14 protein-coding genes and 2 tRNA genes are annotated in these 16,258 nt (G+C 34.5%); 9 read left to right on the forward strand and 7 right to left on the reverse strand.

What is annotated here, in order from left to right; genetic code table 11:
* Positions 1-30: 30 nt before the first annotated feature.
* From F6P99_RS06590 to F6P99_RS06610, 5 genes are all read right to left on the reverse strand, one after another.
* Positions 31-2,985: a DEAD/DEAH box helicase gene (locus tag F6P99_RS06590; protein WP_152286668.1), complete on the reverse strand. Its 2,955-nt coding sequence runs from the start codon at positions 2,983-2,985 to the stop codon at positions 31-33.
* A gap of 385 nt (positions 2,986-3,370) precedes the next feature.
* Positions 3,371-3,658: a GIY-YIG nuclease family protein gene (locus F6P99_RS06595; protein ID WP_152286669.1), complete on the reverse strand. Its 288-nt coding sequence runs from the start codon at positions 3,656-3,658 to the stop codon at positions 3,371-3,373.
* Between the two features lie 290 nt (positions 3,659-3,948).
* Complete coding sequence (locus F6P99_RS06600) at positions 3,949-4,596, reverse strand: HAD family hydrolase (RefSeq protein WP_152286670.1); 648 nt, start codon at positions 4,594-4,596, stop codon at positions 3,949-3,951.
* A 1-nt stretch (position 4,597) separates the two neighbouring features.
* A complete protein-coding gene (locus F6P99_RS06605; RefSeq protein WP_152286671.1) occupies positions 4,598-5,344 on the reverse strand; it encodes a 5'-methylthioadenosine/adenosylhomocysteine nucleosidase in 747 nt (248 codons plus the stop codon).
* A 3-nt stretch (positions 5,345-5,347) separates the two neighbouring features.
* Positions 5,348-6,031, reverse strand: coding sequence for an ABC transporter ATP-binding protein (locus F6P99_RS06610; protein WP_152286672.1), 684 nt, complete (start codon positions 6,029-6,031; stop codon positions 5,348-5,350).
* 184 nt (positions 6,032-6,215) lie between these two features.
* Here F6P99_RS06610 and sucC (F6P99_RS06615) point away from each other — a divergent pair, with 184 nt between their 5' ends.
* Complete coding sequence (gene sucC, locus F6P99_RS06615; protein ID WP_152286673.1) at positions 6,216-7,409, forward strand: ADP-forming succinate--CoA ligase subunit beta; 1,194 nt, start codon at positions 6,216-6,218, stop codon at positions 7,407-7,409.
* 159 nt (positions 7,410-7,568) lie between these two features.
* The gene (gene sucC / locus F6P99_RS06620) at positions 7,569-8,762 is read left to right on the forward strand and encodes an ADP-forming succinate--CoA ligase subunit beta (protein WP_152286674.1); all 1,194 of its coding nucleotides are present in this window, start codon (positions 7,569-7,571) and stop codon (positions 8,760-8,762) included.
* 77 nt (positions 8,763-8,839) lie between these two features.
* Here the strand turns inward: sucC (F6P99_RS06620) and F6P99_RS06625 are convergent, their stop codons facing one another.
* Together F6P99_RS06625 and F6P99_RS06630 are read right to left on the reverse strand one after the other, a co-directional pair.
* The gene (locus tag F6P99_RS06625; RefSeq protein WP_152286675.1) at positions 8,840-9,367 is read right to left on the reverse strand and encodes a KdsC family phosphatase; all 528 of its coding nucleotides are present in this window, start codon (positions 9,365-9,367) and stop codon (positions 8,840-8,842) included.
* Complete coding sequence (locus F6P99_RS06630; protein ID WP_152286676.1) at positions 9,368-10,114, reverse strand: Rossmann-like and DUF2520 domain-containing protein; 747 nt, start codon at positions 10,112-10,114, stop codon at positions 9,368-9,370.
* 73 nt (positions 10,115-10,187) lie between these two features.
* Between F6P99_RS06630 and F6P99_RS06635 the strand changes: the two genes are divergently transcribed.
* The 7 genes from F6P99_RS06635 to F6P99_RS06665 all read left to right on the forward strand — a co-directional run bounded on the left by F6P99_RS06635 (position 10,188) and on the right by F6P99_RS06665 (position 16,219).
* The gene (locus tag F6P99_RS06635) at positions 10,188-10,742 is read left to right on the forward strand and encodes a glutathione peroxidase (protein ID WP_152286677.1); all 555 of its coding nucleotides are present in this window, start codon (positions 10,188-10,190) and stop codon (positions 10,740-10,742) included.
* A gap of 4 nt (positions 10,743-10,746) precedes the next feature.
* On the forward strand, positions 10,747-11,463 hold the full coding sequence (gene bshB1 / locus F6P99_RS06640) for a bacillithiol biosynthesis deacetylase BshB1 (RefSeq protein ID WP_152286678.1): 717 nt from the start codon (positions 10,747-10,749) through the stop codon (positions 11,461-11,463).
* A 53-nt stretch (positions 11,464-11,516) separates the two neighbouring features.
* Positions 11,517-11,592, forward strand: a tRNA-His gene (locus tag F6P99_RS06645).
* A 129-nt stretch (positions 11,593-11,721) separates the two neighbouring features.
* A tRNA-His gene (locus F6P99_RS06650) sits at positions 11,722-11,797 on the forward strand.
* A 212-nt stretch (positions 11,798-12,009) separates the two neighbouring features.
* The gene (locus F6P99_RS06655; protein WP_152286679.1) at positions 12,010-14,757 is read left to right on the forward strand and encodes a T9SS type A sorting domain-containing protein; all 2,748 of its coding nucleotides are present in this window, start codon (positions 12,010-12,012) and stop codon (positions 14,755-14,757) included.
* Between the two features lie 126 nt (positions 14,758-14,883).
* The gene (locus F6P99_RS06660) at positions 14,884-15,198 is read left to right on the forward strand and encodes a DUF6787 family protein (RefSeq protein WP_152286680.1); all 315 of its coding nucleotides are present in this window, start codon (positions 14,884-14,886) and stop codon (positions 15,196-15,198) included.
* Positions 15,199-15,274: 76 nt separating this feature from the next.
* Positions 15,275-16,219, forward strand: coding sequence for a peptidoglycan DD-metalloendopeptidase family protein (locus tag F6P99_RS06665; RefSeq protein WP_152286681.1), 945 nt, complete (start codon positions 15,275-15,277; stop codon positions 16,217-16,219).
* Positions 16,220-16,258: the final 39 nt, after the last annotated feature.

The raw sequence follows: 16,258 nt of genomic DNA on the forward strand, positions 1-16,258 counted from the left end.
AAAACACCATGAACAAAATAAATGAATCTCTTAATGGGCTAAATCATGGACTTGTAAGTGCTTTTTTAAGATACCAGAAGGTGTGCTGTTATTCTCATCAAAAACACGAGTATCACCAAACAAAATAAAACTATCTCTAGCTCTAGAAACCGCTACGTTTAACATATTAGGTTTGTTGTCCCTGTCAAAAAACAATGTACCCTCATCTGTCGTTGTATATACCGAACTAAATAATACAATATTTCGTTCGGCACCTTGCAAGGCATGAACCGTTCCTAATTTCATTTTACTTACATTATATCCGGCCTCAGTCAAGGCTCGTGACAATTCACTTTTTTGGCTTGTAAACGGAGTTATGATTCCTAATACAGACTCAACAGTATCAGTATCATAAGCATGTGCAATCGCTTCTTTGTGTTGATTTAGCCACGATACTATAGCATTTACTTCTGTAATATTAAAACGACTACTGAATTTTCGGTCGCTTTTACCCTCAATATGATAGGCCATCATAGAAGGAAATAATTGATCGGCTTTCGCTTTTCCTTTCATAGGTTTTAAAATTCCGCCATAGGCAAGTTCATTACAAAAACCAATAATCTCATCATTACATCTTCGATGTTCTAGCAATAACAATCCTTTTTCTTTATCAGTGATAAGTGGGGTTTCAAATTCACAAGCATTCTGAGCCATTTTCATAATACTTCCACTAGATGCTAAAAAACCTAAATTGTGTAAAAAGTTAGCATCGCTAGCGTTGTCAGTGATATTCTGATCCATTAAATTTCCAGAGTCGATTCTAGACGGAATCATCCAAATAGGTTCAATTTGTTTTAAATCACCCACTACAATAGCCTTCTTGGCCAACGAGAATACTGGAATACTTACTTCTGGAGTAACCTGACCTGCCTCATCAATAATTAATAAATCTAGAAAATTATACAAGGGTAAGTATTCGAAAAGAGGATTCCCATCTTCGTTTTCTCCTTGAAATTGACTGTAAACAAAATGAGTAGGAGCCATGTAAAAAGTCGCCACAAAACAGGGGGTAAGCATCGCTCTTCGTTTCCATTTATCTTGTATTGCTTTTTCTCCTGTTCCTTTCTCTGTTTCGTGCTCAATAGCATCAAGAGTCGCCAAAATCCAACGCGCTTCCCAATAATGAATCGCTAATAAAAATGCTTTATGACGAAGACTAACATCAATTTCATCATAAAAAAAGCGATGTGATTTATCATCACTATCTAATTTTTCATATTCATGGTTCCACATTTCTTCTTCAGAAACCAACGGAAAACCTTTGATGTTGTTCAACTGTTTCCATTCTTTTAGTCTCGAATACGAGTTCAAAACTGTATTGAATAGATTGATTGTGTTTTTTATAAATGATTTAGTGCTGTCTGTATTTTCAAGAATTTCTTTGGATGCAAAAAAGGGTGATTTACCATCACTTTCTATAGTAAACAACTTCTGAAACTCCGCTTGAAAAAGATCCGTATCAATAGCAGATTTGATGGCTGTAGCAGCTTTTCTCCATTGCTGAACCTTTACAACATTTAACTTCTCTTTCGATAGATAATCAGCTGGATTATTTGTCATTTGATTGATCGTGTCAATCGCTTTTATAAAATCTCTTGAAATAGAAACACCATTGATCAAATTATCTTCAACAACCGAGATTTCTTCTTGTAAATGCAAGCATGCATCCTCTAAAGAATCCGCATGAAACCCAAAATATTCGTGGTACTTATCAAAAAAATAGGTTTCTGCATCGTATACATAAGTTTCATTTTCTAAATCACACAATGTACCTTGATATCCAAATAAGTTCCCTTTAAGGTAGTTGATGTTTTTTAAGGCTTTTTCACTCTTAGATCCTGACGGTAAATACGTTGCATAACCGTGAAATTGAGGAATCCATCTTTCAGACAATCCAGCTACCGAACTGTCTGCATTTATAAAACTATCAATAATATTTGTCACAGCTTGGTTGTTTGTAGAGCAAGCCAAGATAACCGGAGCTTCTTCACCTTTTATCGCAGCACGAACTACTTCAGTCGCAACCAAACTTTGTAAAAGAGTTGTTTTTCCTGTTCCAGGAGGTCCGTTAACTGCTGTAATTGAATTAGTTTCTGCTGTTAAGTACGAGAGCAATGTTTTTCGTTGACTGATAGACAAAGGAAATTTATCCGTCATTTGTCCCAAGTGTAAATGATTGTATTGTAAAAAACCATCATCGGCAATTGGTTCCTTTCTATCTCGATCAATAGGAGTCACCAATTTAGAAATCAAAGGGAATTCTTCGGTTTCATTTAATATGTTTTCATAAAGAAATAAAATGCTTTTGGCTGTGGCAATTTTAGAACTTTTTGCAAAATAAGTTACTTTAAAATCTGTTCGAAATCCATCTGCTCGGTAAAAATCAATGTTACTGAAAGCTATTTTGTTGAATAATTCATTCAAATAATCCCAGTAAGCGCTCCAAGTAATTTCTTCAGCATCTTCTAGTGGATACGGAATTTCTATCTCTCTAGCTCCTTCAATCAAGTCCATAGTAGAGAATATAAAATCGTTACCTACATCAGCAATTGGGTCGATATAATTTCTAACAACTATTGGAAATAAATCTTTTGGAGCAGACAATTGACCAGATCTGTTGATACGAGCTTTTATCCAAAATGGATGTATCGCTTCCTTTTTAGAACTACTCTGAAGTACCAACTCAAAAGGTGCAATTATAATTTCTGTATCGTTAATTTCTTGCCAACTCGGACTGTCTTTTTTGTTGATACCTCTCAAGCGATTGATTCGTCTTTCTTCAGAATCTAATAAGGTTTTCGCGTTTTTTGAAGTAATCGAACCTAAACTTAAATCACAATTGTTTTGATGAAATAGATTTTTAATTCTAGAAATGTCCACAGCTAAATTTTCGCTATCGAACAAACTATTTCTGTAATAGTGAATCCAGTTTTTTATGTTATTCATTGATTATCTTGAAATTCGAGTGTGATACAAGTATTAAATTGACAAAAGCGAATATATCATTTTCAATGAAAGGTTTCAGCGAAGTTTTTCACAAGTTATTTACAATTTACGAATGATAGAATTTTACGTCAAGTACCCTTCGACAAGCTCAGGGTACAAATATTTAGGGTTGCGCTTGGAGACTGAGCCTGTCGAAGTCTCGATATAAACAACAACTAACAGTTACCCTTCGACCGGCTCAGGGTACGAATATTTAGGGTTGCGCTCGGAGACTGAGCCTGACGAAGTCTCGATATAAACAACAACTAACAGTTACCCTTCGACCGGCTCAGGGTACGAATAAATCTAAAATAATGGAGGCTGAGCCTGTCGAAGTCTCAGATTCTCATTTCGTTGAATAACATTTAGAATATTCTATTAGCTCTTCAAGGTCACCTTTAATTAATGCTTCTTTCTTTTTCCGACTCCATTTCTGAATTTGTTTTTCTCCATAAAAAGCAATATCAATTCTATCATACTCTTCGTAATACAATAGTTTTACAGGAGGGAATTTCTTTGTGTGATTTGCTCCATTTCCATTATCATGCTCCATTAATCTTTTATCAAGATTTCTAGTGCTTCCAGTATAATAACTACCGTTTGAGCACAATAATATGTACATATATCCTTTCATAGCCATTATAATGTACAAAAAGAAATTGAAATTACCCTTCGACAAGCTCAGGGTACTTTAGAAGTTTTAAATTGATGGAGACTGAGCTTGTCGAAGTCTCAGATTAACATTGCATATTAGATACCCTTCGACAAACTTAGAGTACTATTGATAGCATTAATCAAATGAACAAGTCATGAAGGAGACTGAGCTTGTCGAAGTCCCAGATTAACACTACGTAGTAGATACCTTTCGACAAGCTCAGGGTACAAATATTTTGGGATGCGATTGGTGACTGAGCATGTCGATATTTAAAGTAGATCCATCAACGCGTCAGGAGTATCAACTAAGAAATCAGGTGATTCTTTCAGTAAGTCTTCTTTTGAGCGGAATCCCCAAGTAACTGCGGCTACCTTCATTCCTGCATTTTTTGCAGTTTGAATATCAACAGAAGTGTCACCAACAAACAATACTTCGTCTTTGTTTAATCCAATGGTTTTACAAATTTCTAGTAAGGTGTTAGGGTTCGGTTTTTTCAAAGCTTCTGTCGTTAAACCAATTACAGGAGAAAAGATATTTGGCAACTTTTTCTTTACGGCCATTTTGGTTAAAGCATCTGCTTTATTAGACAAAACGCTCAATACTATTCCTTTTTCAACTAATTTTTCTAAGAGCTCTAAAATCCCATCATATGGTGCCGTTTTATTAGTGCAATTTTCAGCATATACTGTTAACATTTTATTGAAATACAAATCAATTTCACTTTCAGATGTTACAGAATCCGGTAATGCTTTTATTACAAGACTTCTTATTCCATTTCCAATAAAAGTTTCGTAAGTTTTGTAATTGTATTCTTCAAATCCTGCATCTCTCAAAACAAGATTCATAGAATCCGAAATGTCTTCAATCGAATTTACCAATGTACCATCTAAGTCAAAAACAACTCCTTTAAATCCCATATTAATCGAAGTTTTTTAAATAATTCAAAATAATTCCTTTTGCATATTTGCAAGCTACAGATTTTGTAAACTCAGGAAAATCAATAGGTGCATCGTTATTGGCATTGTCAGAAATGATTCTAACAATCGAAAAAGGTTTTTCATATTCAAAACATACTTGTGCTACTGCTGCACCTTCCATCTCTACACAAAGCGCATCTGGAATCGCTTCTTTTAAGGTTGCTACCTTTGCTTTAGAGCTAATAAATTGATCTCCGCTTAAAATGGCTCCTTTGTTGATTGATATGTTGTGAATAGCGAATTGCTCAAGCTTTCTAGAATCAATCTCTTCTTTGATCCTCTTACTGAAATCTTCAACAGCTTTTTCTAGTGATTGGTTCTTTTTTGCTTCAAAATAAGTTTTACCAAGTAATGGTATTTCAAACGCACCAAACAATGGACGGGTATCCATATCATGTTGGTATAAATTGGTTCCAATAACAACATCTCCAACTTGTAATTGAGAATCTAATGAACCCGCAACTCCCGTAAAAATAATTTCATCAACAGAAAAATCATTCAACAATTGTGTGGTGGTAACTGCCGCCGCAACCTTTCCCCAACGTGAAAACACGATCACTAATTCATGATTCCCAATATTACCTTGATAATACGAGCGCATTCCTTTTTCTGTGATACGCACATCTTGCAATACATCTAACAGCGATTGCACTTCTTCAGGCATGGCACTGATAACACCTAGTTTCATAGTTTATTTTTCAGCATTTTTAATTTCTTGTAAAATAACTCCGTCTTTCATTTCTAAAACGCGATCGGCCATTTGAGCCAATTCTTTGTTATGTGTTACTATCACAAAAGTTTGCCCCATTTCGTTTCTTAGTTTCAAAAACAAATGATGTAGGTTTTCTGCAGACTTCGAATCCAAATTACCACTAGGTTCATCAGCAAATATCACTGCAGGATCATTGATCAAAGCCCTAGCGATAGCGACACGTTGTTGCTCTCCTCCAGAAAGTTCGTTGGGTTTGTGCTCAATACGATCTTCTAAACCGAGATAATTCAAGAGCTCTTTCGCTTTAATTTCGGTTTCCTTTTTGTTTTTACCTCCTATAAAAGCAGGTATACAAACGTTTTCTAATGCTGTGAATTCAGGTAGTAATTGATGGAATTGAAAAATAAAACCAATATTCTCATTTCTAAATTTTGAAAGACTAGTATCAGACATTTCAGGCAAACTTTCACCATTTATCTCTAATAAATAGTTAAGATCTTTTGTGGGTTTGTCTAGAGTTCCTAATATCTGTAGCAACGTAGTTTTACCTGTTCCTGAAGGACCCGTTATCGCAATTACCTCACCTTTGTTAATTTGTAGATTTACACCTTTTAGAACTTCTAAATTGCCATAATACTTGTGTATATTCGTCGCTTTGATCATTTTGGTCGTCTTAAGAGCACGAAAATATTAAAAATGCAGCAAAATCAAATCCCTTTTTTAGCTTTCTTCTTAATTTTGGGTAGTAAAAATTTTGGAATGGATAATAAACTACCAAAGGCTTTAAAAAAACATGGTATTTACTCGTAAGATTCCTACATTTGTTAACGTATTTAAAACTAAACAGATGAATTTACACGAATATCAAGCGAAAGAAATATTAAAAGGTTTTGGAGTAAAAGTACCTTTAGAGATTGTTGCGAACACTCCAGAAGAAGCTTTAGAAGCTGCTAAAAAAATTAATAAAGAAAAAGGCTGTACTGTATTTGCAGTAAAAGCTCAAATTCACGCTGGTGGTCGTGGTAAAGGTGGTGGTGTGAAAATCGCTAAATCTATTGAAGAGGTAAAAACATACGCTGAACAAATTTTAGGTATGATGTTGGTAACTCCTCAAACTTCTGCAGAAGGGAAAGAAGTACATAGTGTATTGATTTCTGAAAATGTGTATTATGATGGACCTTCTAAACCAGAAGAATACTACATGTCAGTTTTATTAAACAGAGGAACAGGTAGAAATATGATCATGTATTCTACAGAAGGTGGAATGGATATTGAAACGGTTGCTGAAGAAACTCCTCATTTGATATTTACAGAAGAGATAGACCCTGCAACAGGAGTATTGCCATTTCAAGCACGTAAAGTTGCTTTTAACTTAGGATTGTCTGGTGCGGCATTCAAAGACATGACAAAGTTTGTTACTGCTTTGTACAATGCTTATGTAGGTTCTGATTCATCTTTGTTTGAAATCAACCCGGTGTTTAAAACTGCTGATGATCAAATTTTGGCTGTTGATTCTAAAGTAACTTTAGATGAAAATGCCTTGTTCCGTCATAAGGATTACATAGAATTAAGAGATATCCGTGAAGAAAACCCTATCGAGGTTGAAGCGAAAGCTGCAGGATTGAACTATGTTGATTTAGATGGAAATGTTGGGTGTATGGTAAACGGAGCTGGTTTGGCAATGGGAACGATGGACTTAATCAAGCAAGCAGGTGGTGAGCCAGCAAACTTCTTAGATGTTGGAGGTACTGCAGATGCTGCACGTGTTGAAACGGCATTCGGAATTATCTTAAAAGATTCAAACGTAAAAGCAATTTTGGTGAATATCTTTGGAGGTATCGTTCGTTGTGACCGTGTTGCACAAGGTGTTGTTGATGCTTATAAAAATATGGGTGATAAAATCAATGTGCCAATCATTTGCCGTTTGCAAGGTACAAACGCTAAAGAAGCAAAAGAATTGATCGATAATAGTGGAATGGAAATCATTTCTGCTACTGAATTTCAAGAAGCTGCAGATAAGGTACAAGAAGTACTAGCATAAAAGAAATGCAATAACTATACAAAACTGCTTTTAGCTTAGGTTGAAAGCAGTTTTTTTATATGTCAATTATACATTTAAAGATTGAAAAATATTTCAAGTATTTATTTACTTTTATTAGTATTTTTGGCGCTCAAAAACTAAATATAAAGATCACAATAAATGAACTTACACGAATATCAAGGTAAAGAAATATTAAACAGTTTTGGAGTTAGAATTCAACGTGGTATCGTTGCAAGTACACCCGAACAAGCAGTTGAGGCAGCTAAAGAATTAACGGATCAAACGGGAACTAGCTGGTATGTAGTAAAAGCACAAGTACACGCAGGTGGACGTGGTAAAGGTGGTGGTGTAAAACTAGCCAAAAACTTAGATGAAGTAAAACGTATTTCTGACGAGATTTTAGGAATGATGTTGGTAACACCACAAACGTCTGCAGAAGGGAAACTTGTAAATCAAGTATTAATCGCTGAAGATGTGTATTACCCTGGAGAAGTAGAAACAGAAGAATTTTATATTTCTGTTTTATTAAACAGAGCTACTGGACGCAATATGGTTATGTATTCTACAGAAGGTGGAATGGATATTGAAACAGTTGCTGAAGAAACTCCTCATTTGATATTTACTGAAGAAATAGATCCAGGTACTGGGATTTTACCTTTTCAAGCAAGAAAAATTGCTTTCAACTTAGGATTAAGCGGTAATGCATTTAAAGAAATGACAAAATTTATTTCTTCTTTGTATAAAGCCTATGTTTCTTCTGATTCTGCAATGTTTGAAATCAATCCAGTATTGAAAACATCTGACAATAAAATTCTTGCCGTTGATGCTAAAGTAACTTTAGATGAAAATGCATTGTATCGTCATAAGGACTATGCTGAGATGAGAGATATTCGTGAAGAGAATCCTATCGAGGTGGAAGCAAAGGCTGCAGGATTGAACTATGTTGATTTAGATGGAAATGTTGGCTGTATGGTAAACGGAGCTGGTTTGGCAATGGGTACGATGGACTTAATTAAGCAAGCAGGTGGTGAGCCAGCAAACTTCTTAGATGTTGGTGGTACTGCAGATGCTGCTCGTGTTGAAACAGCATTCGGAATCATCTTAAAAGATCAAAACGTAAAAGCAATCTTGGTAAATATCTTCGGAGGTATTGTTCGTTGTGATCGTGTTGCACAAGGTGTTGTTGATGCTTATAAAAATATGGGTGATAAAATCAACGTGCCAATCATTTGCCGTTTGCAAGGTACAAACGCTAAAGAAGCAAAAGAATTGATCGACAATAGCGGAATGGAAATCATTTCTGCTACTGAATTTCAAGAAGCTGCAGATAAAGTACAAGTAGTATTGGCGTAGTTTACCAGTCAATAAAATTAAAAATCCCTTTTCAACGCATGAAAAGGGATTTTTTTTATCAAATTAACACTGACTAGTTAATCGTATTTGGCATAAAACTTTCCTTTCCATTTGCCTTGTACACGCATAATTTGTTCAATGACATCACGAGCACAACCTTCACCACCTTTTCTTGGTGAAATGTACTTAGAGATGTTTTTTATTTCTGTTGCGGCGTCACTTGGCGCACAAGCAAAACCAACTTTTTCCATTACCGGAAAATCAGGAACATCATCTCCCATGTACAATACATTTTCAGGCAATAGATTATATTTGTCTAAAAGCTGATTGTAAACTTCAATTTTATCATGTACTCCCAAATAAATATCAGTCACACCTAATCCTTCTAAACGAGTTCTTACACTCTGACTAGAGCCTCCTGAGATAATACAAACCTTATATCCTGCATCAACAGCAGATTTTAGTGCATATCCATCTTTGATATTCATTTGCCTTACCAATTCTCCATTCGGAAAAACTGTAACTATACCATTTGTCAAGACTCCATCTACATCAAAAATAAATGTATCTATCTGCGGCATTAATTCTTTATAACTTACTTCCATTTAATAATTATTTGATATTCCCTCACTCAGGATTCTGTATATTTTTCGTTGTGATTCATTCAATTCTTTCTCGTGCAAAGCTAACGTTTTTTTATCCTTCCTTTTTGCAGGTCCCGTCTGAGATTGCTTTGGAGTTAATTCACTCACTTTAAAGGCAGTTTCTTTAATAATCGGTAGTAATACTTCAAAAGGCACATTGTTAGCATCGCAAATTTCTTCTCCAATCTGGTACATGTAATTGACAAAATTATTGACAAAAACAGCTGCAATATGCAGTTGTTTTCGTTGTTCAGAATTCATAGCGTATACCTTTTTAGAAATACTTTTAGCAAGAGATTCTAATAATAGAAATGACTTTTTTTGTTTTGCTTCTATACAAATAGGGATGTTTTCGAATGTAAGATCTTTTCCGGCTGTAAAAGATTGCAAAGGATAGAATACGCCACAATTGTCGTTATTTATTACCTCCATACAGGTAGCTCCTGAAGTGTGTACTACAAGTCCATTTTTTGCAGACAACTTCTGTGAAACTTCTTGAATTGCGCTATCTGAAACTGCAATGACAAAAACATCGGCTTCAATTAAGTTATCAATAGTATTCGTTATAGGCGCAAGGTTTTCTAAATGTAAAGCATTTTCAATTGATCTACTATATATCTGAACCAAATCTATAGATTCATTAACTGAAAAAACCGTCGCTAAATGTGTCGCTAGATTTCCACTACCTAAAAGTACCACTTGCATCATAAAAGCGAAGATACGAACGAATCTTATTTTCAGAAAGGAATTTGTATTTTTGATATAAATTAAAAACTTGAATATGTTTCAAAAAATCTCGCTTGCTTGTTTGTTTTTACTTACCGTTTCGTTTATCAATAACAAACCAGCAACTAAAGACAAAACAATATATCAATTCAAAGTAAAAACCTTACAAGGTGAAGTTTTTGATTTCTCTACACTAAAAGGTAAAAAAGTAATGATTGTGAACACAGCTTCTAAATGCGGATTAACTCCACAATACGAACAACTTCAAGAGATTTATACAAAATACCAAGACAAAGGATTTGTGGTAGTTGGTTTTCCTTCTAATGATTTTTTATGGCAAGAACCAGGTACCTCTGAAGAGATTGCAAGTTTTTGTAAAGTGAATTATGGCGTAACTTTTCCGATGATGGAAAAAATAAAAGTGAAAGGAAGTAAAAAACATGACGTCTACAAGTTTTTAACAGAGAAAGAAAAAAATGGACTTGAAGATTCTTCGGTAAAATGGAATTTTCAAAAATATTTAATCAATAGAGCAGGGGAGTTAGAAAAAGTTATTTCTCCTAAAACAAAACCAACAGATCCAGAAGTGATTGCTTGGATAGAAAAATAAAAATATGAAATTAGATATACTCGCTATAGGTGCACATCCGGATGATGTAGAATTAGGATGTGGAGCGACTTTAGCAAAAGAAATTGCAAATGGTAAAAAAATTGGAATCTTAGATCTTACCCGAGGTGAACTTGGTACAAGAGGTTCTGCAGAAATTAGAGACTCAGAAGCAGCTGATGCTGCAAAAATTCTTGGGGTTTCAGTTCGTGAGAATTTAGCCTTTGCCGATGGATTTTTTACAAACGACAAAAAACATCAATTAGAAATCATAAAAATTATACGCAAATACCAGCCAGATGTTGTGTTGTGTAATGCCGTTGACGATAGACATATCGATCATCCGAAGGGTAGTAAATTGGCTTCTGATGCTTGTTTTTTATCGGGTTTAAGAAAAATTCCAACGTTGCTAAATGGAGAAGAACAAGAAGCTTGGCGACCAAAGCAAGTATATCATTATATCCAGTGGAAAAATATGAAGCCTGATTTTGTAGTAGATGTTTCAGGTTTTATGGATGTAAAAGCAGCAGCGGTAAAAGCATATGCTTCACAGTTCTATGATCCGAATAGCAACGAGCCAGAATCACCTATAACCAGTAAAAACTTCATAGATAGTGTGCTTTATAGAGCCAATGATCTTGGTAGGTTAATCGGAGTTGTTTCCGCAGAAGGTTTTGTATCAGAACGTTATGTTGCAGTTGATAAATTAGATGATTTAATTTAAAAAAAATGTTTGCACAATTGTTGAAATAGTGTAAATTTGCAGCCGTTAAACATGGTGGTTGTAGCTCAGTTGGTTAGAGTATCGGTTTGTGGTACCGAGTGTCGCGGGTTCGAGTCCCGTCTTCCACCCAAAGTTTCAAAGGTCTGAATTTTTTCAGACCTTTTTTTATGCGTAAAACTTAGAGAAATACACCGAGTAAAATATCATTAAAAAGTTTTGAAATTCGAAAAAAAATGTAAATTTGCAAGCGTTAAACATGGTGGTTGTAGCTCAGTTGGTTAGAGTATCGGTTTGTGGTACCGAGTGTCGCGGGTTCGAGTCCCGTCTTCCACCCAAAGTTTCAAAGGTCTGAATTTTTTCAGACCTTTTTTTATGAAATTTATTTAAGCTTTGTTAGGCGTTTCTCTTTAGAATTTAACCGTTCACTTCCAAATTATATAACATATGGTTTTATCTAGGTTAGATAAGGTGTATTGAGTTACATATGTAAATCCGATAAAATATCTTTATCCAAAACAAACACATCTACCTAACAACAAGCTACATATGTTAAAAACTTCTAGAAGAATCAAATGGATACTATCCGCTATTGCGTTTATCGTTTTATCAACAAACCTAAAAGCACAACAAAAAATTGAATTGCATGTATCACCAACAATTGATACCTCGATTAAAGGGCATTTAAATTTTGAGAGAAAGAAATATATCAACCTAGCAACATCTTCGCAAGAAATAACTAGGCGTGTAAAGTCTGATCGAATCGACCACTATTATAAAGATTTAGAAATGGGAATGGGTCGCGCATTGGGTATGATATATAGCGAAACAAGATGGGGAAATGCATTAAGAGAAGATAGCAATAGACCTGGATATGCCGATATCGAATATCTTAAATCTCAAAGTAATCCGAATGATGGTGGTTTGAATACATTAAAAACACTTCTTGGAGCAAATCAAGATTTAGCATTGCATGATCGCCATTCTGCTTACCCAGAGTTTATGGAGTCGTATACCAAAGAAGATGTACATGGACAAAATTTCCCTACAAACAACGATGCAGCCTCTGAGTTGGTTGCTAATTTTTTAAAGTACAAATACACCGACTTTCAAAGGCCAGCGTATTTCGAGTTGGTAAACGAACCCCACTGGAGATTTTGGGATGATGATCGTTTTCATGCTTTTCATACAGAAACAAAGAAAAAAGTTGACGCTATGAATGTTCCTACTCAAATAGGTGGTCCTTGCTATTCTGTCTCATATTTTTACAAAAACGACTTTAACAACATCAATCAGATTGTAAAGTTTATCGATAAAACAAACTTTGAACTTGATTTTTATTCATTTCACACCTATGATTACATGAAGTGGGATGTAGCGAAAAAAGATTTTGTAGGAAGTGTTACTTCTGGGTTGCCACTCGAGAGTGTTTTTGATGCTTTGGCTTCATATACTTACAATAAATATGGAAAAGAATTTAGTTATGTGGCATCAGAACATGGTGGATATCTCTCTGATACTGACAATAGAAACTTGGCTTTAGATTATTTAGCGGACACCTATTTTCCTGGAGAAGGATTCGAACATGAAATGGAGAAAAGAAGCATTTCTAATTTTATCATGGTAAATAGTGCAATTTCAAATACGATGACTTTTATGGAGCATCCGCATATCGTAAAAAAAGCAGTGCCATTTATTTTAATCGAGTCTTCTAATTGGGATCCTTATTACTATTCTAGCTTGTTGGTAAAAGAAAACTTCGATAAAAACAGTCCTAATTATGCAGAATCAAAACTGATTCATTTCTTTAAATTATTTGAAGATGTAAAGGGGCGAAGAATTGAATCATTTTCTAAAGATTCTGATATTCAACAACAGGCTTTTGTAAACGACAATCAATTGATAATTTTACTCCACAACCAAAGTGATGTTGAAGGAACTATTCATTTAAATATTGATCCAATCGACAAAAACTCAATTACTAGTTATAAGGTAAAAGAATTGAAAAGAAAAGTAGACTTTAGACCTGAATTTACCGAAACTACTTTTTCTACTTTAGATGAAGTTACTATCAGTCCACAAGGTTCAACCGTTGTGTTTGTGAATTATATCAATACAATCCACAAACAAAAAGAAATAAATCAACATATATATTACAGCAATGAAACTGCGGCGAAATTCACTGGTAGTAAATCATTTACCGTGAACATACCTGAGTACAAGAAAGCCAAATACGGAATATTGAGAATCGGAATAGATCGAGATATCAATCTTTCGAAAGAGGTTGTTATCAAATTAAACAACAAAACGCTTGAAGTCTTAATTGAAGATAGTGCTGATAGAATGGGAGGAGATGACGATTATGCTACCACAAAAATTATCAAGGTTCCAGGAGATATGTTGAAAGAAAACAACACAGTTGAAGTTCTGTTTCCAGATGGCAAAGAAGGTGGAGTAGGAGCCGTTGTTATTCGTGCTGGACTTGATGAACAAGAAATCTCTACAACAGATAGTGATGGAGATGGTGTATTTGATGGGTACGACAATTGCCCCAACACTAAAAAAGGAGTTTTGGTAAATGAATATGGCTGTCCGCTAATCAATGGGAATACGAATTTTACAATTCAAACCTTCGGTGAAACATGTCCTGGAGAAGCAAATGCGAAAATAAGTATTCGTTCTAAGATTGATGTTGCATGTAGTGTAATATTGAACAATACCCAATACGATTTTAATAAAGAAATTATCATAGATAATTTAAGTGCAGATACGTACGATCTATGTGTTTCGGTAAATGGACAAGACGAGAAAAACTGTTATAAAGTACAGTTAGAAAAATCTGAGTTATTAAAAGCAGCAATAAAAAAAGAAAAAAATAGTGTTTCATATCAAATAGAAAAGGGTACTGCTCCTTATAGAGTGTATATCAATAAAAGTTTGGCCTATACAACTTCTTTAAAACAATTTGAAGTAGGTATCAAACCTAATGACATCCTAGAACTTACCTCATGTAAAACTTGTGAAGGTACCATCAATACAGGCTATGACAATCAGATATTTGTATATCCGAACCCATCGAAAGGTACTGTGCAAATTGATACGTCAGCTTATTTTGGTGAAAATATTGAATTTTCGTTGGTTGATGCTTCCGGAAAAACGATTAGAAGTAAAATGTTTAAAGCTATTGAGCAGAATCCTATTTATATGGATTATTCAGCCGTTCCAAAGGGCTATTATTTTATAAATATACTCGTTAATGGTGCTTTGTATGACAGCCAAAAGCTAATTTTAAATTGATTTTAGTTCAAGGCTCTTTGCAATCTTTCATAAAAATTATTCTTCATTCAGTGATCGAGCGGAGTTTTTTCAAAATACTATGCTGAATTCATATAAAAGTTTATTTTTGCAGCCAAAATGAACCGAATGGAAAAATTAAAACAACGCTGGGGAATTAAATCAAACTTAGATATTGTATTGATCTTTGTTGTTTTTTCTATCAACGGCTCTTTCGCTGCATATATTGCTAGACCGCTTACTGTTGCTATAGGTTTAGATTATGAAACTACTGCTACTTGGTTGTTTTGGCCCGTTCGTATTTTGTTGGTGTTTGCTGTTTACCAAACGACATTGCCTTTAGTAGGATGGTGCTTTGGTCAATTCAAATTTTTCTGGGCTATGGAAAAAAAGATCTTAAGCAGAATAGGATTGAAACGTTTTTTTAAAGAAGAAACAGAATAAAATAGACCAACCTTACACAATAGCTTCCAAAAGTATCCGTTTGCTTTTAGTATTATTTCATTAACTACCCCAAACGATGCGTACCATTTTATTTACCATTCCTGTTTTAATAGGTTGCTTGAATTGCAATGCTCAGAACAACGAGGCTGATTTTTATAAAATCACACAACTTGCGAGTATAAATCAATATATATTAGAACATCAAATAGAAGAAATCCAGTCTGATGAAGTTCGTTTTTTACCTAAAAAAAGTTATATAAAGAAAAACTGGTTGCAAGACAATTGGATTACGACACAATTCAACCCTTACCAAGATATACAGGTACATTATCCTATTGAAATAACATTTAAAGACACCGTTTATGCTTCTCCGATTCTTAGAAAAAAAGTTGTAACCTCACACTTCGGTTGGCGTAGGGGAGTTGCACACAAAGGAATTGATATTGATTTATTTACAGGAGACAAAGTGGTTGCCATGCTCGATGGAAAAGTTCGTTATGTAAAATGGCACTATGGACATGGTAATGTAGTTGTAATTAGACATCGTAATGGATTAGAGACTGTTTACGCTCATTTATCTAAACAATTGGTTGAGGTAAATGATTTAGTAAAAAAAGGACAAGTGATCGGAAAAGGTGGAGTATCAGGACATGTTACTGGTAGTCATTTGCATCTCGAAGTTCGTTATCAAGGTGCTTGTTTGAACCCAGAATATTTTTTTGATTTTGGAAGCGAGAACAAAATCAAAGCACCCAATTTATGGGTGAATAAAAAATGGTCACAAGCCTACACACAAAGTTCAAAACAAACCGCAGCAATGCATCTATGCACAACTTATGAAGAGGCATTGAAAGAACTTCAAGAAACAGCTCCATTAACGGTATCTCATAAAGTAAAAAGAGGTGATACCTTATCTTCAATTTCACACAAATATCAAGTTTCGGTAAGTAATCTCTGCAAAATGAATAATATTACGCCGAAAACAATTCTTAGAGTAGGTCAAAAACTCTCAATAAACTAAATACCTCTATAAATCAATTCAATAGTTTTATAGTAGATT

It is taken from the genome of Flavicella marina, assembly GCF_009193215.1.
Taxonomy (GTDB): Bacteria; Bacteroidota; Bacteroidia; order Flavobacteriales; family Flavobacteriaceae; genus Flavicella; species Flavicella marina.